The 18,194-nt window shown below is 68.4% G+C and carries 20 protein-coding genes; 12 read left to right on the top strand and 8 right to left on the bottom strand.

Annotation, left to right across the window (positions count from 1 at the left end; translation table 11 throughout):
- The first annotated feature begins 50 nt into the window (after window positions 1–50).
- From U3653_RS33290 to U3653_RS07105, 5 genes are read left to right on the top strand one after another with little or no spacing between them, the layout of a single operon-like run.
- Complete coding sequence (locus tag U3653_RS33290) at window positions 51–950, top strand: hypothetical protein (protein WP_435406547.1); 900 nt, start codon at window positions 51–53, stop codon at window positions 948–950.
- Window positions 950–1,369 carry a helix-turn-helix transcriptional regulator gene (locus tag U3653_RS07120; RefSeq protein ID WP_195077768.1) on the top strand — a complete coding sequence of 140 codons (420 nt, stop codon included), beginning with the start codon at window positions 950–952 and terminating at the stop codon, window positions 1,367–1,369. The genes U3653_RS33290 and U3653_RS07120 overlap by 1 nt, the downstream gene beginning before the upstream one ends.
- Window positions 1,366–3,102, top strand: coding sequence for a replication initiator (locus tag U3653_RS07115; protein ID WP_323123886.1), 1,737 nt, complete (start codon window positions 1,366–1,368; stop codon window positions 3,100–3,102). Before U3653_RS07120 ends, U3653_RS07115 begins: the two co-directional genes overlap by 4 nt.
- Before the next feature lie 17 nt (window positions 3,103–3,119).
- The gene (locus U3653_RS07110; protein ID WP_195077767.1) at window positions 3,120–3,326 is read left to right on the top strand and encodes a helix-turn-helix transcriptional regulator; all 207 of its coding nucleotides are present in this window, start codon (window positions 3,120–3,122) and stop codon (window positions 3,324–3,326) included.
- Window positions 3,326–4,522 (top strand): tyrosine-type recombinase/integrase, encoded by a 1,197-nt coding sequence (locus U3653_RS07105; protein ID WP_195077766.1) that lies wholly within the window; start codon window positions 3,326–3,328, stop codon window positions 4,520–4,522. The genes U3653_RS07110 and U3653_RS07105 overlap by 1 nt, the downstream gene beginning before the upstream one ends.
- Window positions 4,523–4,555: 33 nt before the next feature.
- Here the strand turns inward: U3653_RS07105 and glnA are convergent, their stop codons facing one another.
- The gene (glnA, locus tag U3653_RS07100; protein WP_067800793.1) at window positions 4,556–5,992 is read right to left on the bottom strand and encodes a type I glutamate--ammonia ligase; all 1,437 of its coding nucleotides are present in this window, start codon (window positions 5,990–5,992) and stop codon (window positions 4,556–4,558) included.
- Window positions 5,993–6,244: 252 nt separating this feature from the next.
- On the opposite strand from glnA, the gene U3653_RS07095 reads away from it, so the two are divergent.
- Window positions 6,245–6,700: an RDD family protein gene (locus U3653_RS07095; protein ID WP_195077765.1), complete on the top strand. Its 456-nt coding sequence runs from the start codon at window positions 6,245–6,247 to the stop codon at window positions 6,698–6,700.
- A gap of 119 nt (window positions 6,701–6,819) precedes the next feature.
- On the opposite strand, the gene U3653_RS07090 is transcribed toward U3653_RS07095, so the two are convergent.
- Both U3653_RS07090 and U3653_RS07085 read right to left on the bottom strand, forming a co-directional pair.
- Entirely contained in the window at window positions 6,820–7,554 is a 735-nt protein-coding gene (locus U3653_RS07090) for a DUF4191 domain-containing protein (protein WP_195077764.1), read from the bottom strand.
- Between the two features lie 62 nt (window positions 7,555–7,616).
- Entirely contained in the window at window positions 7,617–8,060 is a 444-nt protein-coding gene (locus U3653_RS07085; RefSeq protein ID WP_195077763.1) for a TY-Chap domain-containing protein, read from the bottom strand.
- 409 nt (window positions 8,061–8,469) lie between these two features.
- Here U3653_RS07085 and U3653_RS07080 point away from each other — a divergent pair, with 409 nt between their 5' ends.
- The 4 genes from U3653_RS07080 to U3653_RS07065 are packed head-to-tail and all read left to right on the top strand — an operon-like array spanning window position 8,470 to window position 12,838.
- The gene (locus tag U3653_RS07080; protein ID WP_195077762.1) at window positions 8,470–10,137 is read left to right on the top strand and encodes a CocE/NonD family hydrolase; all 1,668 of its coding nucleotides are present in this window, start codon (window positions 8,470–8,472) and stop codon (window positions 10,135–10,137) included.
- Window positions 10,134–11,504 carry a M20 family peptidase gene (locus U3653_RS07075; RefSeq protein ID WP_195077761.1) on the top strand — a complete coding sequence of 457 codons (1,371 nt, stop codon included), beginning with the start codon at window positions 10,134–10,136 and terminating at the stop codon, window positions 11,502–11,504. Before U3653_RS07080 ends, U3653_RS07075 begins: the two co-directional genes overlap by 4 nt.
- On the top strand, window positions 11,501–12,376 hold the full coding sequence (locus U3653_RS07070; protein WP_195077760.1) for an alpha/beta hydrolase: 876 nt from the start codon (window positions 11,501–11,503) through the stop codon (window positions 12,374–12,376). Before U3653_RS07075 ends, U3653_RS07070 begins: the two co-directional genes overlap by 4 nt.
- A 9-nt stretch (window positions 12,377–12,385) precedes the next feature.
- Window positions 12,386–12,838 (top strand): 6,7-dimethyl-8-ribityllumazine synthase, encoded by a 453-nt coding sequence (locus U3653_RS07065; protein ID WP_195077759.1) that lies wholly within the window; start codon window positions 12,386–12,388, stop codon window positions 12,836–12,838.
- Window positions 12,839–12,841: 3 nt separating this feature from the next.
- On the opposite strand, the gene U3653_RS07060 is transcribed toward U3653_RS07065, so the two are convergent.
- From U3653_RS07060 to U3653_RS07050, 3 genes are all read right to left on the bottom strand, one after another.
- Window positions 12,842–14,278 (bottom strand): neutral zinc metallopeptidase, encoded by a 1,437-nt coding sequence (locus tag U3653_RS07060; protein WP_195077758.1) that lies wholly within the window; start codon window positions 14,276–14,278, stop codon window positions 12,842–12,844.
- Window positions 14,279–14,410: 132 nt separating this feature from the next.
- Entirely contained in the window at window positions 14,411–15,355 is a 945-nt protein-coding gene (locus U3653_RS07055; protein ID WP_323123887.1) for an endonuclease/exonuclease/phosphatase family protein, read from the bottom strand.
- A gap of 103 nt (window positions 15,356–15,458) precedes the next feature.
- Window positions 15,459–16,151, bottom strand: a complete 693-nt coding sequence (locus U3653_RS07050; protein ID WP_195077757.1) for a class I SAM-dependent methyltransferase — start codon at window positions 16,149–16,151, stop codon at window positions 15,459–15,461.
- Between the two features lie 112 nt (window positions 16,152–16,263).
- On the opposite strand from U3653_RS07050, the gene U3653_RS07045 reads away from it, so the two are divergent.
- Window positions 16,264–16,590, top strand: a complete 327-nt coding sequence (locus U3653_RS07045; RefSeq protein ID WP_195077756.1) for a hypothetical protein — start codon at window positions 16,264–16,266, stop codon at window positions 16,588–16,590.
- Window positions 16,591–16,746: 156 nt separating this feature from the next.
- Here U3653_RS07045 and U3653_RS07040 read toward each other — a convergent pair whose 3' ends face one another.
- Together U3653_RS07040 and U3653_RS07035 are read right to left on the bottom strand one after the other, a co-directional pair.
- Entirely contained in the window at window positions 16,747–17,400 is a 654-nt protein-coding gene (locus U3653_RS07040) for a cysteine hydrolase family protein (RefSeq protein ID WP_195077946.1), read from the bottom strand.
- Between the two features lie 2 nt (window positions 17,401–17,402).
- Window positions 17,403–17,729, bottom strand: coding sequence for a YciI family protein (locus U3653_RS07035; protein ID WP_067801329.1), 327 nt, complete (start codon window positions 17,727–17,729; stop codon window positions 17,403–17,405).
- Between the two features lie 106 nt (window positions 17,730–17,835).
- Between U3653_RS07035 and U3653_RS07030 the strand changes: the two genes are divergently transcribed.
- The gene (locus tag U3653_RS07030; protein ID WP_195077755.1) at window positions 17,836–18,171 is read left to right on the top strand and encodes a winged helix-turn-helix transcriptional regulator; all 336 of its coding nucleotides are present in this window, start codon (window positions 17,836–17,838) and stop codon (window positions 18,169–18,171) included.
- Window positions 18,172–18,194: the final 23 nt, after the last annotated feature.

The following is an 18,194-nucleotide window of genomic DNA, read 5'->3' as shown; positions in this document are numbered from 1 at the left end:
GACATCGCGGAGCGTAGTGCCGCAACATCGTGTCGGCGTTTCCTGAAATCGTGAAGCGCACAACGCCGACCGGGACGGCCGGTCTTTCAGCCCCGGCCTTGGGTGTTGCCCTCGATTCGATCGAGACGCGCGCCAAGGTCATCCGTAATCCTGCGCAGTTGTTGAACCTCAGCGCGAAGGTCGTCGAGATCGTGGATCGGATCGCTTGGCCGATCGGCCGCAACGAAGACGCCGACGGCTGGCGTAGTCACCACCCATCCCTCGTCTTGAAGCACTCGGAGAGCCTTTTGCGCAGTGCCCAGCGACACCCCGAAGTCTTCCGCGAGCCGACGGTTCCCCGGCAGGCGGTCGCCGGGCTGGCGGGCGCCAGAGCGAATTTCGTCCTTGATTTGCTCTACAACCCGCCGATATGTGGCGAGGCCAGCGCGTACGGAGTCCATCGGGCAAGTGTACGTAAACCGATATGCGCCGATCTAGGTCAGACGCTTCCATACTGCTACGCACTGATGCATACTGATATGCATCAGTTGGTCTCGTTTGGGTCGGAGGTTTTCTCGATGAACACACAAGTCGTGCAGTCGCAAGTGGACACAGTGATGACCGAGGCTCAAGCACGGTTGCTGTTGCTGGGCGCGGAGGCGTTGTCCATCCAGGAGCGTTGGTTGCTGGCCTGGCTGTCGGCGCGACCGAACCGGATGTCTATCGCGTTCGAGGAAATCGCGGGACTGGGTCCGGTGGGCTCGCCGGAGTTCGGCGCGATGTGCGTGCGGTGGCGTGAGTGCGGGCTGCTGCGTCTGGCCTACAGCGAGGAGCACGACGCGACGCTGTGGCAGGCGACCGACTTCGCTGAGGTGGTGCTGCGGTTGAACCCGGTGGAGTGGGTGCTGGCGACCACGCCGCATGCGCCGGTGGAGCTGGACGACGTGATCGAGCTCGGGGCGGTGGCGTGATGGCGGCGAACACGACCTTGCGGGAGGCGATCCTGCTGGCGGGCTTGACTCCGGCGAAGCTGGCGGAGCGGGTGCAGGTGGACCCGAAGACGGTCGAGCGCTGGGTGGCCCAGGGGCGGCGTCCGCACCCGGTGACCCGCTATGCGGTGGCTGCGCAGCTGGGGAAGTCGGTCGCCGATCTGTGGCCGGATGAGACGGCGTCGGCGCGGCCGTCGCGGTTGTCGTTCGCTGGTATCTGCATCTGGTGCGAACGCTCGGGCTGCGAGTCGTCGGACTGCGTAGTGCGGCACGAGTCCTCACAGTGGGAGACCTGCTCGGCCTGCGCGGGAACGCCGTGGACGCGCCCGGGTGGCTGCGGCTGCCTGTTCGGAGTGGTCCAGTCGGCGAAGTTCGCGACCCTGAGGAGCCACGCGGCATGACGGCGGAGCACGTCACGCAACTGCCCAGCCCTGTCACCGACGGTGATGGGGCTGCGGCCCGTGAAACGGCAGCCGAGCGACGGGCCCGGCTCAATGTCGTTGAACTCGCGTACGACATGGCCGAACAGCACGGGGTGTGCCGCCGACCGCTGGCCATGCTGGCGACCGACCTGGACACGCACGGGTCGAAATACGTTGGCGCCCCGTGCAAGTCGACGTTGGAGTGCGTGTGCCCGGCCTGCGCGACGCGGGCTTTGCGGCTTCGTCAACAGCAGGCCCGGGAGGGCTGGCACATCGAGGAGGAACCTGTGGAGGACAAGAAGGCACCCACCGAGCAGCAAACCGAACTGCTCACCGCGCGCGCGACGCTGATGCAGGAGTACGACAAGGCCCGCGACGACGGCGACGAAGACGCGATGGACGGCATCCGCGAAGTCGTAGCCGACCTCGACGAAGAGCTCCGCGCGACCGGGATCAAGGGCAAGCTGCCCAGCCTGGACCCGGAGTCCAAGCCGGTGCGCAAGCGCTCCACCCGGCGGCGCCAGGAGCAGCCGGACCTGCCGCGCAAGAAGGTCGCCAAGACCACGGTCGGGCGGGTGTACGCGGGCAAGTACCGGCCGTCGCTGTTCCTGACTCTCACGCTGCCGTCCTACGGGCGGATCAACCGCGACGGCGCCGGGGTGGACGAGAAGGGCAAGCCGATCTCCGACGGTTCGCCGGTGGACCCGGACAGCTACGACTACCGGCGTGCGGCGCGGGACGCGATCCACTTCTCGGCGTTGTTCGACCGGTTCATCCAGAACTACCGCCGCGCCTCGGGCCGTGATGTGCAGTACTTCGCGACGGTGGAGCCGCAGCGCCGTGGGGCCCCGCACATCCACATCGGAGTCCGCGGTACCGACCCGAAGGAACTGATCCGCCAGCTGGCGGCCGCGACCTATCACCAGGTGTGGTGGCCGCACTTCGACCACGAGGTCTACACCGACCGCATGCCGCACTGGGACTACACCGCCGGCCGATTCGTCGACCCCGACACCGGTGAGCCGGTGCCGACGTTCACCGAGGCGTTGGACCTGATGGACACCGTGGACGAGCTGGAGCCCGCGCATGTGGTGCGGTTCGGTACCCAGGTCGACGCCAAGGGCATCCTCGGCGGCACCGAAGAGGCCGGGCGGCATATCGGGTACCTGACGAAGTACCTCACCAAGTCCGTGGGCGACGTGCTCGAGGCCAAGACCCAGCGCGCGGCCGACCACTACGACCGGTTGCACGCGGAGCTGTGCCGGACGCCGTGCTCCCCGAGCTGCGGGGTGTGGTTCCGCTACGGCATCGTCCCCAAGGGCGCCACGGCGAAGACGATTCCGGGGCTGTGTAAGGGCAAGGCGCATCGGCGGGACACGTTGGGGTTGCGGGGGCGTCGAGTGCTGGTGTCGCGGAAGTGGACCGGCAAGGACCTGGCCGACCACAAGGCCGACCGTGCGGAGTTCGTTCGGCAACGCCTCGCCGAAGCCGGGATCTCCCGCGAGGTCATCTCCCGGCTTCAGATCACCCCGGCCGAACCCGGCGATCCGAACGTGCCGCCTCGGGAGCACCTGATCATGCAGATGGTGGCCCAGAAGATCACCTGGCAGGCCGAGTACACCCGCGCCCAACTCGCCGCCCCACCGATAGACCTGCGTCCCAGTGAACCCGCTGCGGCACAACATGATTCAGCCGACGACACGGCGGCATAGGAACAGGGAGGGAAGAGATGAGCGAGGAAGAGACCTACCTGCGAGCGAAGGACTGCGAAGCGCTGACCGGGATTCCGGAGGCCACCTGGCGGTGGTGGGCGCACGTCGGTTCGGGGCCCGCAAGCTTCAAGCTCGGTCCGCGGCGGCGGGTGTGGCGCAAGTCGGTTGTGCTGGCCTGGATCGCTGAGCAGGAGAAGCTGACCGGACGCGGCGAGGCTGCCTGATGGCTGTCCGGAGGAACCGGCGCGCTGGGATCGAACCGCGCTGGTACAAGACCGTTGTCGTGGTCGGGCCGGACGGGACGAAGACCAGCGAGCAGGTTCCTTCGGCTAACTACGGCAAGGGCAAGAAATGGCGTGCCCGCTACGTCGATGACCAGGGCAACGAACACGCGAAGGGCTTCGACCGCAAGACCGACGCTCAACGGTGGCTGAATACCCAGACCAGCGCACTGGAGCAGGGAACGCACATCGCGCCTCGCGATGCCCAGCTGACCGTGCAGCAGTGGTGTGACAAGTGGATCGTCGGCTACGGCGTGAACCGCGACACGACGGTGCGCCAGGGCAAGGTGCACATCGCACAGATCACCCAGGAGTTCGGCAACGTGCCTTTGTCGGCGGTGCGGCCGTCCTCGGTGAAGGCGTGGGTGGCCAAGCTCAAGAAGGCCGGACATGAGCCCAGCTACGTCTACGCCCTGCACGCTCGGCTGTCGCAGATCATGAACGATGCCGTGCACGAGGGCCTGTTGGTCCGCAACCCGTGCTCGCGCAAGACTTCACCGCCGACCGGGAAGCAGAAGCCGTACGTGGCGACGACCGAGCAGGTGTGGGCGTTGCACGACGCGATGCCTGCCCACCTTCGTCCGGCAATTCTGCTCGGGCTGTTCGCGGGCCTGCGCGTCGCTGAGGTGTCCGGGCTGCGGGTCGCGGATATCGACTTCACGCGGGGTGTGGTGTACCCGAAGCGGCAGTGGCCGGACAAGCCATTGAAGACGGAGACCAGCGAGACGCCGATCCCGATTCCTCGGGAACTGACGTTGCTGCTGTCGGCCGCGGTGAAGAAGTGGCCGCATGAGCACATGGTCACCAACGGCGAAGGTGCCCCCGCTCCCCCGTGGCTGATCGAGCGGCGCTTGCGGGAGCTCCGGGACGCGGGCAAGGTGGCGGGCCTCCCGGACGAGTTCACCTTCCACGACCTGCGCCACTACTTCGCGTCGCTGCTCATCTCCAAGGGCGCCGACATCAAGACCGTGCAAGCGCGGGTCCGCCACGCCAGCGCGAAGACCACGCTCGACACCTACGGGCATCTGTGGCCGGACGCAGACGAGTCCACCCGTTCGGCAATCGGTGAAGTGATCGCGGAACGGATGGACTCGCGGGAAGCTACTGCGGACGGACTGCGGACGGAGGACCTTGGTTAGATGCTCCGCCGCAGGTCAGAAGCCCGGAAGGGCTTACACGTCGAAGTACAGCTCGAACTCGTACGGGTGCGGACGCAGGTTCACCGGGGCGATCTCGCCCTCACGCTTGAGGGTGATCCAGGTCTCGATCAGGTCCTCGGTGAAGACATTGCCTTCGGTGAGGTAGTCGTGGTCCTGCTCGAGGCGGTCGATGACCGAGGCCAGGCTGGTGGGGGCCTGCGGGATGTTCTTGGCCTCCTCCGGCGGGAGCTCGTAGAGGTCCTTGTCGACCGGGGCCAGCGGCTCGATCTTCTTCTTGATGCCGTCCAGGCCTGCCATCATCATGGCGGCGAAGGCCAGGTACGGGTTGCCCGAGGAGTCCGGCGCGCGGAACTCGAGGCGCTTGGCCTTCGGGTTGTTGCCGGTGACCGGGATGCGGACCGCGGCGGAGCGGTTGCGCTGCGAGTACACCAGGTTGATCGGGGCCTCGTAGCCGGGGACCAGGCGGTGGTAGGAGTTCACCGTCGGGTTGGTGAACGCCAGCAGCGACGGCGCGTGGTGCAGGATGCCGCCGATGTAGTGGCGGGCCAGGTCGGACAGGCCGCCGTAGCCGGCCTCGTCGTGGAACAGCGGCTTGCCGTCCTTCCACAGCGACTGGTGCACGTGCATGCCCGAGCCGTTGTCACCGAAGAGCGGCTTCGGCATGAAGGTGACGGTCTTGCCTTCCTGCCACGCGGTGTTCTTGACGATGTACTTGAACAGCTGCAGGTCGTCGGCCGCGGCGAGCAGGGTGTTGAACTTGTAGTTGATCTCGGCCTGACCGGCGGTGCCGACCTCGTGGTGGCCGCGCTCCAGCTCGAAGCCGGAGTTCTGCAGGTTGGTCGAGATCTTGTCGCGCAGGTCGACGTAGTGGTCGTAGGGCGCGACCGGGAAGTAGCCGCCCTTGTTGCGAACCTTGTAACCGCGGTTGCGGGTGCCGTCCGGGTTGAACTCCGCGCCGGTGTTCCAGGAGCCGGAGACCGACTCGATCTCGTAGAAGGCGCCGTTCATGGCCGAGTCGTAGCGGATCGAGTCGAAGATGTAGAACTCCGCCTCGGGACCGAAGTACGCGGTGTCGGCGATGCCGGTGGAGCGCAGGTACTCCTCCGCCTTGCGCGCGACGTTACGCGGGTCGCGGCTGTAGGCCTCGCGGGTGAACGGGTCGTGCACGAAGAAGTTGAGGTTCAGCGTCTTGGCGGCGCGGAACGGGTCGACACGCGCGGTGGAGAAGTCGGGCAGCAGCAGCATGTCCGACTCGTCGATGGACTGGAACCCACGAACGGAGGAGCCGTCGAACGCTAGCCCTTCCTCGGCGAGGTCGGTCGTGAAGGCCTTCCCCGGGATCGAGAAGTGCTGCTGCACACCGGGCAGGTCGCTGAAGCGGATGTCGACGTACTCGATGTCCTCGTCAGCGATGTATTTGATGACCTCGTCGGCCGTGCTGAACGTCACTTGTTCTCCTTACGGATCGGTTCCCAGCCAGTGTCGCTTGCATGGGTTCGTCGCGACCAGACGCTATGGATGCCGTGTTTCCCTGCAGTCAAGGATGTGTTTCGCCGGTGTTACACGTGCATCCGGCGGCGTGGTGCTGACCACCATGACTCGAAATGCATGGTAGTCCTGCCCTCGCGGTGGCGCGCGGCGACGCTGAACTCCGCATATGCGATGCCCGGAGCCCGTTCCGTCGCGCCTATTGTGGGGTGCATGGCACGCATCACCGGCTCCTGGCTTTCCGGACCCCCGGCCGACTCCGGCGGCCCGGCAACCCCCGAGTTCCCCGGTGCGCAACTCGGCCTGCCGAAGACCGGGGCGGGCTCGCTGGCCGGTATGGGCCGCCGTATCGCCGCCCTGTTCGTGGACTGGCTGATCGCCCTCGGCATCGCCGCGCTGATCACCCGCAGCGGTTCGGCGTCGAGTCTGACGCTGCTCATCTGGTTCGTCATCGGCGTGGGCGCGGTCACGCTGTTCGGGTTCACCCCGGGGCAGTATTTCCTGCGGCTGCGCACGGTGCGCGTCGACGCGGCGGTGCCGGTCGGCTTCGTGCGGGCGCTGGCCAGGCAGGTGCTGCTGCTGTTCGTGGTGCCCGCGCTGTTCACCGACGCCGACGGGCGCGGCATGCACGACCGCGCGACCGGCACGGCGCTGGTGCACTCACGCTGAACGTCCGATTCGCGCGGTAGCGATCCGACCGAAAGGCCCGCCTCCGGGACAGGGAGGCGGGCCTTTCGAGTTCGAGGACAGCGCGCGCCCACAAGGCCGCCCAGCGCGCCGGAGCAGGATCAGCGACGGCGGATCGTGCGCTGCACGCCGCGCATCTTGGCGCCCGCGGGCATCGGCCCCTTCGGCAGGGCGGGCCCGCTGCGCGCGCTGAGGGCCGAGAGCCTGCCTTCGATGAGGTCCATGCGCTTGGTGTCGATGTTGCGCGGCAGCTTGGTGAGGTAACGCTGGAGGTCCTTGAGCGGGACCTGGCCTTCGTCGTTGCCGATGACGACGTCGTAGATCGGAGTGTCGCCGATCAGCCTGGCGGTGCGCTTCTTCTCCTGGGCGAGCAGCGACTTGACCCGCTGCGGGGCGCCCTCGGCGACCAGCACCACACCGGGCAGGCCGATCACCCGGTGCACCGCGTCCAGTTGCGTAGTGGCGGCGACGCCGTTGCTCACCCGCCATTTGCCTTGCAGGTTGTCCAGCACCCAGGCCGCGGCGCCCGCTTGGCCCTCGGCCTTGCGGTAGACGCTCTTCTGCACCCGCCTGCCGAAGATGATGAACGCCACCAGCGCGCCGAGCACGACGCCCAGCGGGATCAGGAACCAGGTCAGCCCGAAGATCAGGCCGATCACGGCGAAGACGGCGGTGCTGCCGACCAGGGCGCCGATCATCAGCGGAAGCAGCAGCTTGTCTTCCTTGCGCTGCATCTGGAACGCCTGCCACAACTGCTTGCGGCGTTCCCTCGACTGCTGCTTGCGGGCCGCTTTCGCCGCGGCCTTCGCTTCCTTGGTGGGCTTACCTGCTGCCATGACTCTCAGGATAGTGCCCAGGTAGTCGCGGCTCCGCCGTGGGACAGCGGCCCGACCGGGCGCTACCCCCGGCGCGCGATCGATCCGAGCACCGTGAGATCCAGGTCACCCGATGCCTCGGTCCAGCCCATCGCTCGCAACTCGGCCGGGGCAGCGACACCGAGAGCGTCGCGCAGGCCGATGGCGACCGAGCGCGCGAACTCCAGCAAGCTGTTCGGCGCGATGGGCCAGAACAAGACCCTGGTCCAGTTGTCCGCGTCGTGCCCGTCCGCGGGCGCGTGCCAGCCCAGTGCCCGCAACTCCCGCACGGCGGTCTCCGGTATCGGGTTGCTCAGATAATTGTTTCCGGCCAGTTCGGCGGATAATTTGATGTCGTATTGGACAAATTGGACATAGCGATTTCCGGGGGCGGCGATGATGAGGGTTGCCCGCGACGGCAGCTCCGAGAGGCAGTGCGCCAGCGCTTGCACGAACTGTTCCCAATCCGTTGTCGCCGGCTCGCTCATTCTTCCCCCGGGTATTCGCACTGGGGTGATCATACGCCGCCGCAGCCGGGACACCAGACGAATCCCCTTGCGAGTTCCCGTAGTTCGCCGGACTATAGCCGTTTGCCATATCAGATATCGCCTCCGCGCCGAACACCGCCGGGACCTGCGACATCCGCGCCGCGTGACACCGGGCCGCGCGCGGCGGGCGCACGGATCACGCGGCGGAAAGTCGATCCCCGATCGAGGTTTTCGATTACCTCCGGCGTTTTCGGGCTGGCGCAGAATGGCTTCCGCAGGAATGCTTTCGATTGGCATCGCATTGTGGCTTCGCCCCGGCCCGCGCGAAGTCGGCGGGGAGACGACAAGTACAGAACCACTACCCCGGTTCCGGGGGCTGGACGACCGTGCGGCCACACTCGATAGTCCTATGGTGATCGAACGAGCCGTCCTGTCTCGTGCCCTCTGCGGCCTGATGTTGCTGTTGGCCGCGTGCATCCCCGCTCGAGCGGCCGCGGAACCGCTGCCGGTGCCCTATCAGTGGAAGCAAGCGTTCATCGACGGCACGGACGGCACTCGCCTGCACGCGGACATCCTGCGCCCGGCCGACGTCTCCGATGACACCCGCACGCCCGTCATCCTCACCGTCAGCCCGTATCGCGCGCACCTGGCGTACCTGAGCGAACCGCGCGTGACCGGCGGCCCGTCCACCGACAATCTCACCGCCGAGTTGTTCCTGAACGCCGGATACACCTACGTCATCGTCGACCTGCGCGGGTTCGGCGGCTCCAGCGGCTGCCCCGATTTCGGCGGCCAAGGGGAACGAGCCGACGTCGCCGCCGCCGTGGAGTGGGCGGCGAGCCAGCCGTGGTCCACCGGCCGGGTCGGATTGTTCGGCACGTCGTACGAGGCGTGGACCGGCCTGATGGGCCTGGCCGCCGCCCCGAAGGGCCTCGCCGCGGTGGGCGCGTTCGAGCCGGTCGTCGATCCGTACTCCTACCTGTACATGCAGGGCGTCTCGTGGAAGTTCTCCGGCAAGCCGGTCACCGAGAGCGGGGTGCGCCCGGCCGACTTCGCGGGACTCGAGCACCTGCTCATCGCCTCGACCCCGCCGCGCCCGGAGGACTCCGGCGAATACCAGGCGAATGCGACGCAGTTGCCGTGGCAGTGCTATCAGCGCTACCTCGCCGAGATCGGCGACCACAACCCCGACACCGTCTTCTGGCGGGATCGCGATCTGGTCGCGCGGCTGCGCGGCGCCACGATCCCGCTGTTCCTCGGGCAAGGCTTCGTCGACTACAACACCCGGGCCTACCGTGTGTTCGATCTGTGGAACGGCCTCGGGCCAGGCGAGCACCGCGCTTGGTTCGGCCAGTGGGGACACCGCACCTGCCACGACAAATGCGGCACGCCCCACTTCGACACCGAACTGCTCGCGTTCTTCGACAAGCACGTCGCCGCCCGCGACGTGCAGGTGCCGGGCCCGCGGATCACCGTCGGCCAGTTCGACGGCCGCTGGCGCGCCGAGACGGCGTGGCCGCCCGCCGACGCGAGCCGGGTCCCGGTCGAGTTGCGGACCGGCGAGTACACCGACCGCGGGCTGCTCCCCGGCCCCGATCGCGAGATCTGGTCGGTCTCCGCGCCGCTGACCGGTGATCAGCACCTGTCCGGCATCCCCACCGCAACCCTCCGGCTCAGCGGCCCGCCGAGCGCCACGGTCGCGGTCGAGCTCTACGACATCGCGCCCGACCTGCGGGCCACCGTCATCACCCGCGGGATCGCACCCGTCCGCGACACCGCCGAGGTCCGGCTGCTCGCCCAGGACTGGCCGATCGCGGCGGGCCACCGGATCGGCGTGCGGATCACCGACGTGGTCGACGACGTGTGGTCGCACTCCCCCGCCCTCGCGGCGGTCTCGGTGACCTCCGCGCGCATCGAGCTGCCCCTGCTGACCGGAACGCGTCGTCCCGATCTGCCGGGCGGGCTCACCGAAGGCATCGTGAAGTGGCGAAACGAGAAGACGATCGCCTTGGACCCGCGTGTGTTGAACAATGCAACGGTGTCCATGAATCCGCCCGACCGCGCCGGTGACCGATGACGGAGCCGGTCGACGACCCGACCGCCGAACGCCTCGCCGCCGCGCTGCGCTGTGCGACGGTGTCCACCGACGACCCGAGCGAAGCCGACAGCGCGGCGTTCGACCGCCTCGACGCGCACCTGCGGGCCTCGTTCCCCCGGGTGCACGCCGAACTCGAATTGCGGATGTTCGCCCACAGCAGGCTCTACCGCTGGCCCGGCGCCGAACCGGACCGGGTGGCCGCGATCCTGCTCGCGCATCAGGACGTGGTGCCGGTGGACGACGCCAAGCGCTGGACGCACCCGCCGTTCGCCGGCGTGGTCGACGGCGAGTTCATCTGGGGGCGCGGGGCGATCGATGACAAGAGCCGCGTGCTCGCCATCCTGGAGGCGGTCGAATCGGCGCTCGCCGCGGGCCTGCGGCCCCGGCACACCGTGTACCTGGCCTTCGGGCACGACGAGGAGGTCTTCGGCGGCGAGGGCGCCGAGCGGATGGCCGAGCACCTGCGCGCGGCGGGGGTGCGCGCGGATCTGCTGCTGGACGAGGGCGGCGTGATCACCGCCGGCGTCGTGGAGGGCGTGCGGCAGCCGGTGGCGACGATCATGCTCGGGGAGAAGGGGTACGCGACGGTCCGGCTGTCGGTCACCGAGGTGGGTGGGCACTCGTCCATGCCGGGCAGGCAGACCGCGGTCGGCCGGATCGCGCGGGCGGTGAGCCGCATCCAGGACCATCCGATGCCGCTGCGCCTGACCCCGGTGATCGCGGACATGCTGACCAGGATCCGCGAGGTCATGCCCGCGCCGCGGCGGCGCCTGCTCGGTCTGGCGAAGCTGGCCGCGCCGGTGATCACCCGGGTGATGGCCACCCAGCCGCAGACCGAGGCCATGGTGCGCACCACAACGGCGCCGACGGTGATCCGCGGCGGCGTGCGGGCCAACGTGCTGCCCCAGCGGGCCGAGGCCATGGTGAACTTCCGCATCCTGCCCGGCGACACGGTCGCCTCGGTGCTGGCGCACTGCCGGAAAGTGGTGCGCGACAGAGGAATCCGATTCGAACTCGTCGGCATGTCATCGGAGCCGTCACGGATCACCGGACCGGGCCCCGCCTTCGATCTGATCGCCGGCCTCGCCCGCGCCGTCGTCCCCGGCATCGCGGTGACCACCGGCATCGTCCCCGGCGCCACCGACTCCAGGCACTACGACGACCTGGCGGGCACCCGGTGCAATTTCGCCCCCATCGTGCTGGACGAGCGCGACCTCGGCTCGATCCACGGAACCGACGAGCGCATCTCCCGCGTCAACTACGCTCGACTCATCGAGTTCAACCGGCGACTGATCGAGCATTTCGCGACGGTCGGCGCGCCATCGACGTCAGGAGCTGATGGATGACGACCGAGCCGACGGCGGGCGACGCCACGCCCGCGATCCGCACCGAGTCCGGTGAGTTCGACGGCGTCGGCAGCGGAGTGGCCTGGCGGGCGTGGCTGCCGGAGGGCGCGCCGCGGGGCGTGATCGTCCTGGTCCACGGTGTGGCCGAGCATTCCGGCCGCTATGTCCACGTGGGGCAGCGTCTGGTCGCCGCCGGTTTCGCGGTCTACGCGCTCGATCACATCGGCCACGGCAAGTCCGCGGGCGGCAAGGCCAATATCGGCTCCATGGCGGGCGCCGCGGACAATGTCGCCGCCATGCTGGACATCGCGAGCCGGGAACAGCCCGGCGTGCCGCGCTTCCTGCTCGCGCACTCGATGGGCAGCCTGATCACCCTGTACCTGGCCACCCGCGCGCCGATCGACGTGGCGGGCATCGTGCTGTCCGCCCCGCCGCTGGACATCCCGGTTGGCAATCCGGTGCAGCGCGCGCTCGCGCCGGTGCTGAGCAGGTTCACCCCGAATCTCGGTGTGCTGAAACTCGATTCGTCGCAGATCAGCCGCGACCCCGCGGTCGTCGCGGCCTACGACAACGATCCGCTGGTGTATCGCGGCAAGCTGCCCGCGCGCACCGGCGCCGAGATGCTGAGCGCCACCGACACGGTCAAGCAGCGCTTGGCGCGGGTGACCGTGCCGCTGCTGGTGCTGCACGGCACGGCCGACGCGATCGCCGCTCCGTCGAGCTCCGACCTCATCGAGCGGGGCGCCGGGTCGAAAGACCTCACGGTGATCCGCTACGAAGGGCTCTACCACGAGGTGTTCAACGAGCCCGAGCAGGACAAAGTGCTCGATGATGTCGTCGGATGGCTGGAAGCGCACCTTACCGGACAGTAGTATCCCTGCATGAGTACCACCGGATCCATCGCGTTCATCCGTGCCAGCTGGCACGCCTCGATCGTCGGCAAGGCGTACGAGGGCTTCCGCGCCGAGTACGCCGACCTCGGTTTCGATCCCGCGACCATCGATGTCTTCGAGGTGCCGGGCGCTTTCGAGATCCCGCTCCACGCCAAGCGTCTGGCGCGTTCCGGCCGGTACGCGGCGATCGTCGCGTCCGCGCTGGTGGTGGACGGGGGTATCTACCGGCACGATTTCGTGGCCTCGGCGGTGATCGACGGGCTGATGCGGGTGCAGCTGGACACCGACGTGCCGGTGTTCTCGGTGGTGCTCACCCCGCACCACTTCCACGAGCACAGCGAGCACGTCACGTATTTCACCGAGCATTTCGTGACCAAGGGCGCCGAAGCGGCCCGCGCGCTGGCGGGCACGCTCAGCTCGCTGCGGTCGCTGCCGGTGTAGCGCCTACCGGAACTCGGCCAGGCAGGCGCTCTCACCGTCCAGGACGCCGGTGCGGAACGCTTCCAGCCGCTGGTAGCCGCTCGGCACGACCTTGCCGTTCACGTCGGCGGCAGCGAGGCCGTCGGCGAGCAGGCCGGAGACCGCTTCGTCCAGGTCGCCCGCGGACAGGTGCGGGTCGCTGCCCGGCTCGCTCAATCTGGTGGTCACCACGCCGCTGAGGCAGGCGGTGCGCAGACCGGCTGTCTCCGCGCCGGTCAGCGACAGCTTGCGATCCTGTTGCACCGCGAGCACATAGCGCGAGACGAAGACGACGAACGCGTTGTAGTCGCCGTCCACGACCGCCGACAGCGGGTCGTCGTCCGCCATCGTTCCGCCGCGGCGGGCCAGGGCGGGCACGTCCGTGCCGATCCGGTTGACGCTCGGGCAGTACGACACCGGCCGGGTGACGGTTCCGTCCGAGCAGCCGCGGCCGACGCCGGAGTAGTCGAATTGCGGCGTGCGGGTGACCGGGAAGATCTTGGTCAACGCCGTGCTCAGGCTGGTCAGCGCGGCGGCGTCCACCGGAAGCTGCGCCTGCTCCTCACCGGGCTCGAAGGTGGTGGGGAGATCGCCGCGGCGCTGGGCGATCTCCTTCCTGGTGATCTTCTTGCAGCCGTCGGCGCCGTCGGTGTAGCCGATCTGCACCGCGGTCACCCGCTCGAAGGCCGAGCCGTGCACGTTGTCCGGATCGTTCGGGTCCCGGTCGCGCACGGCCACCGTCGCGCCGAGCACGGCGTTGAGGCCGTCGGTGGTGTTGAGCGTGAAGTGCGCCGAATTCCCTTCGGCCACATGCCGCAGGAAGACACCGGCGAGGCAGTCGGCCTGCTGCTCCTGCACCAGCGGCGGGGTCAGCAAGCCCGCGAGCCTGGCCTGCCCTTGGATGGCGTGCCCGTACTCGTGGGCCAGCACCATCACCACCGCCATCTCGCCGTACTTCTGCACCAGCTTCGGCAGCAGGACTCCCCGGTCCCAGCCGATGGTGTGGTCACCGCCGCAGTAGGCGGCGTTCACCACCTGGTAGGTGTCGGATTTGCAGAACTTGACCGACTGGGTCCTGGGCGCTTCGGCGTCCCAGGAGATGAACCTGGTCACCGGTTTGAAGGTGCCGGGAAAATGCTCGGAATACTCGGTGGTCCAGAAGTCCTGCACGTCGGCGATGGTGTTGAGAGCCAGTTTGTCGACGGCGCCGCCGTCGCCGTTCTCCGCCGTGAGCGGCGCGTCCGGCACGCCCTTGCGAGGCCCGTTCGGGCCGGAAGCCGTCATCGATCCGGCCAGCTCCCAGGTGTCGGAAGGCGGCGAAACCGGCTGCGCCGCACGGCCGTTCGCGCCCTGCGCGCATCCGGCCACCACCGTCGCCATCACCGCGAGCACGGCAACACCGAATCGCCTGATCCTCGTCATGAACTCGCCTCCCCGAGTACCGCGTCTCGGGCCCGCCGAGCGCTCACATCGTAATCGCCGCGAGCGCGCTGCGCGCATCACAACGCCACGATCGCCTCCGAACGGGCAAGGCGCGCAGCGTTTTCACGCCCGTCACCGCAGGCGGACGCGGGACAGCAGCGCTCGGTGGTCGGAGCCGGGGACGGAGAGGGTGCGCACCTGTTCGGCGGTGGCGTCGGCGAGCAAGATGTGGTCGATGCCGATCACCGGTCCCCAGGTGCGATCGGCCGGGAAGGTGGGCAGCAGGCCCGCTCCCGCTTGGTCGGCCGCCGAGGCGAAGCGTCCACGCAGCAGGTCGCGGAAGGCCGTGTGGTCGCGGGTCGCGTTGAAGTCGGCGCCCACGATGGCCGGACCACGCTGGGCGTCGAGGATCTCCAGGGTTCTGCGCATCTCCGCCTGCCAGGCGGGGAAATCGAACGGCGGCGGGACCGGATGGAACGCGAAGACCGTGATCGGACCCCGTTCGGGGTGATCCATCGTCGCGGAGACGTTGTTGAGGATGTATCCGTCGTATTTCACGGTGTCGCGCAGTGGATAACGGCTGTAGATACCGGTGCCGCCACCGCCGTCGCGGGTGGGCTCGGTGTAGTGATACGGCAATTCGCCGGGCAGGCCTGCGCTCGCCAACCGATCCAGCGCGGCCTCGGTCAGTTCGTCCACCGTCAGCACGTCGACCCGGTTGTCCCGCACCGCGCGCACCACGGCGGCCGGATCGGCGCCGCCGAAAAGCAGATTCGACTGCATGACGGTGAGCTCCGGGCCGCTCGCGGCGCGGCTCTCCGGCACGAACGCGGGCACCAGCGTCCACAGCGCCGCGACGGCCAGCACCCCGGCGACAGCCGCGCTGCGCCACCCGCGCGCTATAAGCAACAACACCAGGCCGACGATCGCGCCGGTCATGAAATACGACGCCCCCGACGCGAGCAACACCAGCCCGCGTCGCTGCCACGCCCCGAAGTGCAGCACCATCCCGATGGCGCCCACGGCTACTGCGCACCACCCCACACCGAGCAATGCCCGGTCCATCCATCTACGCATGCGGTCGAGCCTAGGCAATGCCGGTGAAGCCCTTGAGATGGTGCAGCTCGAGACCAGCGCAGAGGAAGCCCGGGCACTTCGATGCGACCTCGCTGTCGGAGAATCAGCCCAGGTGGGCCGACAGCAGCCAGGCCGGAACCGACTTGCGGCCGCCGGGCTCGTCGCGTATCCCTTCGAACCGGACCGGCGCGCCCTCGGGCAACTCCGCGGGCAAGTCGGCGTGAATTCGCGCCGGCCTGATCTCATCGATCGTCCAATACTTCGACACCACCTCCCCGAGCTCATCGGCGGTGACCGGCGACGGCCCCGGCTGGGGCACTTCGGGCAAGCCTGCCCGGTCGAACACGAGCGCGAAGTACGACGCGCCCGGCGCGGCGGCGCGGACGATCGCCTGCTGGTAACCATCCCGCGACTCGACCGGGATCGAATGGAACAGCGTGCTGTCGACGATGGTGCCGAAGCGGCCGTCGTAGCCGGTGAACGAGGTGATGTCGGCGACCTCGAACGAAGCGTTCGGCAAGCCACGCCGGGCCGCCTCGGCACGAGCCAGCTCGATCGCGGTCGGCGACAGATCCAATCCCACGGTCCGGTAACCCCGCTCGGCCAGATACAGCGAGATCGCCGCCTCCCCGCATCCGACGTCGAGCACGTCACCGTGGAATTTGCCCTGCTCGATCAAGACGGCGAGCTCCGGCTGCGGTTCGCCGATACTCCACGGCGGTTTGACACCCGGCCCGAACGGGCCGCCCGCGCCCCGATAGATGGCATCGAAATCCAGATCATCCGGTGTCGTCATAGCAAACGAATATCAGTGCACCGGCCCCAGGCCGGGGACCTTCGCACGCGACGCGCCTGATCCGCTCGGTGGGCGCCGGGAGGGGTGATATCCCGCCTACACTGGCGGCGTCGTGAAAGGGGGAGGAATGTACGTCGAGGAGTTTCGCGCGGCGGGACCGTTGACGGCCGAGATCGCCGAAGACCTGGCACTCGTTCCGAGTATGTATCGTTCGTCCATCACGATCAGCAGCAACGGGCGCAGCGTGCACGCGCCCGTGCTGCCGGTGGCCTGGGACGTCCTGCGGATCCGCTCCGGCACCGAGGTCACCGTCACCACCGCGAACGGGCTCGGCGACGAAGACCGGCAGGCCCTGCGCCGGTTCGTCGATCGCTTCCAGAGCTTGACCGGCGGCGCGAACGTCCCACCGCGCGTCGACTCGCCTCGCCGGAGCCGGTGACCCGGCTGCCTCGTCCGGCCGGTCGTCGACTCGGGCAGCCCAGGAAACCGTGCGACCGGATCGCGGTTCGCTGCGTACGGATATGGCTGCCCGTTCGGCCGGGCGGACAAGGCGATGACCATGACACCGGCACGCCGCGCGCACCGGCTCGGACCGTCAACGTCGGTCGGCGTGCCGACTCATGGCCGCGGTCAGCGCGGCGGTGTCCGTCGTCAGCGATCCACCGGTGAACTCGAGCGTGGCATAGGACCTCTCGGCCGCCGCCGGATGACCGGCGCCGCACGCGTCGGTGACGATGATCGGCAGGTAGCCCAGGTCCAGGCTGTGCCGCACGGTCGGCTCGATACCCACCTCCATGGCGATGCCCGCCACAGCGTAGGTGTCGATCCCGCAGTCGCGCAGCGCGAAGTCCAGTGGGGTGGCCACGAACGCCGACATGGTGATCTTGTCGAACACCACCTCGTCCGGACCCGGCGTCAACTCGGGGACCAAGTGGAATTGCGGCGACCCCTGCGGAAAGCTCGAGCGCACCTGCGCCGGATCGTCCACCCGCTGCCAGGACATCGCGCCGCGCAGTTGGGCAACGCCCGATGCCGCGACCGGCAAGGACATGTGCCGGGTGTAGAACACCCGGAAGCCCGCCGCTCGCGCGGCATCGCGCAGCCGGACGCACGCCCGCACGATCTCCTCGCCGCCGGGAATCTGCCGCACAATGCCTACCTGCATGTCATAGATGAGCAGCGCCATCCGCGCGGGATCGCAGGCTTCCGGCACGGTCTGCGGAATGCTCAGGCCGAATGCGTGCCGCATGCTCACGCGGTCCGGTCGTAGGGCTCGGCGACGTCGACGGCCGGATCCATCAGCGCCTCCAGCGGAAGCGGCGCCTGGACGGGGACGAAAGTCCATTCCAGGTAGCCGGCCTTGGTCAGCGGGAAGTCCGCTACGTACTTCCGCGCCTCCTCGACACTGCCGACCTCGAAGACGATCACCACGCCTGGCTCGTCGGCGCGGGCGTAGTTCTCCCGGACGATGCCCGCCTTCCACAGCCGCCACACATTGGCGACCTCCTCGGGCAGGTACGGGTTGATCGTCTCCAGGGTGACGCCTGGCTTGAAGCGGTCGAAAACGATGACCTTCACGATGTTTCGCTCCATGTCTGCGGTGGTCGATCCGAACGTCATTCATGGAATCGCGATGATTACAGTGTTACAAGAACGCACTTTTCAGTGAGTACCCGGAGGACAGGTGCCCGGCAAGCGCTACAACTGCGCCGTGGAGGTGACCGTCGATCTGATCGGCGGCAAGTGGAAGCCGGTGATCCTGGCCCACTTGAAGGAGGGCGTGCACCGCTACGGCGAGTTGCGCAGGCGGATGCCGTCCACCAGCGAGAAGATGCTGATCCAGCAGTTACGTGAGCTGGAGTCCGACGGCTTGGTCCGGCGCACCGTCTTCGACACGGTGCCTCCGCAAGTCGAATACACCCTCACCGACGAGGGCCGCACGCTCGTCCCCGTGCTCACCGCGCTCTACGACTGGGGCGAACAGCGCGCGGCCCGTGCCGGCCTCACCGTCGGCGCCTGAGTCCGGGCGCGCTCGATTCCGCC

Origin of the sequence: Nocardia implantans (genome assembly GCF_035544775.1) — a bacterium.
GTDB lineage: Bacteria > Actinomycetota > Actinomycetes > Mycobacteriales > Mycobacteriaceae > Nocardia > Nocardia implantans.
Note: the sequence above shows the minus strand (reverse complement) of the source record. Positions and strands in the feature narration are given on the sequence as shown.

Excerpts from the sequence above, each read along its gene's own strand:
- U3653_RS07120 (WP_195077768.1), top strand. The coding sequence starts at position 950 with ATGGCGGCGAACACGACCTTGCGGGAGGCGATCCTGCTGGCGGGCTTG.
- U3653_RS07115 (WP_323123886.1), top strand. The coding sequence starts at position 1,366 with ATGACGGCGGAGCACGTCACGCAACTGCCCAGCCCTGTCACCGACGGT.
- U3653_RS07110 (WP_195077767.1), top strand. The coding sequence starts at position 3,120 with ATGAGCGAGGAAGAGACCTACCTGCGAGCGAAGGACTGCGAAGCGCTG.
- U3653_RS07105 (WP_195077766.1), top strand. The coding sequence starts at position 3,326 with ATGGCTGTCCGGAGGAACCGGCGCGCTGGGATCGAACCGCGCTGGTAC.
- U3653_RS07095 (WP_195077765.1), top strand. The coding sequence starts at position 6,245 with ATGGCACGCATCACCGGCTCCTGGCTTTCCGGACCCCCGGCCGACTCC.
- U3653_RS07090 (WP_195077764.1), bottom strand. The coding sequence starts at position 7,554 with ATGGCAGCAGGTAAGCCCACCAAGGAAGCGAAGGCCGCGGCGAAAGCG.
- U3653_RS07085 (WP_195077763.1), bottom strand. The coding sequence starts at position 8,060 with ATGAGCGAGCCGGCGACAACGGATTGGGAACAGTTCGTGCAAGCGCTG.
- U3653_RS07080 (WP_195077762.1), top strand. The coding sequence starts at position 8,470 with ATGGTGATCGAACGAGCCGTCCTGTCTCGTGCCCTCTGCGGCCTGATG.
- U3653_RS07075 (WP_195077761.1), top strand. The coding sequence starts at position 10,134 with ATGACGGAGCCGGTCGACGACCCGACCGCCGAACGCCTCGCCGCCGCG.
- U3653_RS07070 (WP_195077760.1), top strand. The coding sequence starts at position 11,501 with ATGACGACCGAGCCGACGGCGGGCGACGCCACGCCCGCGATCCGCACC.
- U3653_RS07065 (WP_195077759.1), top strand. The coding sequence starts at position 12,386 with ATGAGTACCACCGGATCCATCGCGTTCATCCGTGCCAGCTGGCACGCC.
- U3653_RS07060 (WP_195077758.1), bottom strand. The coding sequence starts at position 14,278 with ATGACGAGGATCAGGCGATTCGGTGTTGCCGTGCTCGCGGTGATGGCG.
- U3653_RS07055 (WP_323123887.1), bottom strand. The coding sequence starts at position 15,355 with ATGCGTAGATGGATGGACCGGGCATTGCTCGGTGTGGGGTGGTGCGCA.
- U3653_RS07050 (WP_195077757.1), bottom strand. The coding sequence starts at position 16,151 with ATGACGACACCGGATGATCTGGATTTCGATGCCATCTATCGGGGCGCG.
- U3653_RS07040 (WP_195077946.1), bottom strand. The coding sequence starts at position 17,400 with ATGCGGCACGCATTCGGCCTGAGCATTCCGCAGACCGTGCCGGAAGCC.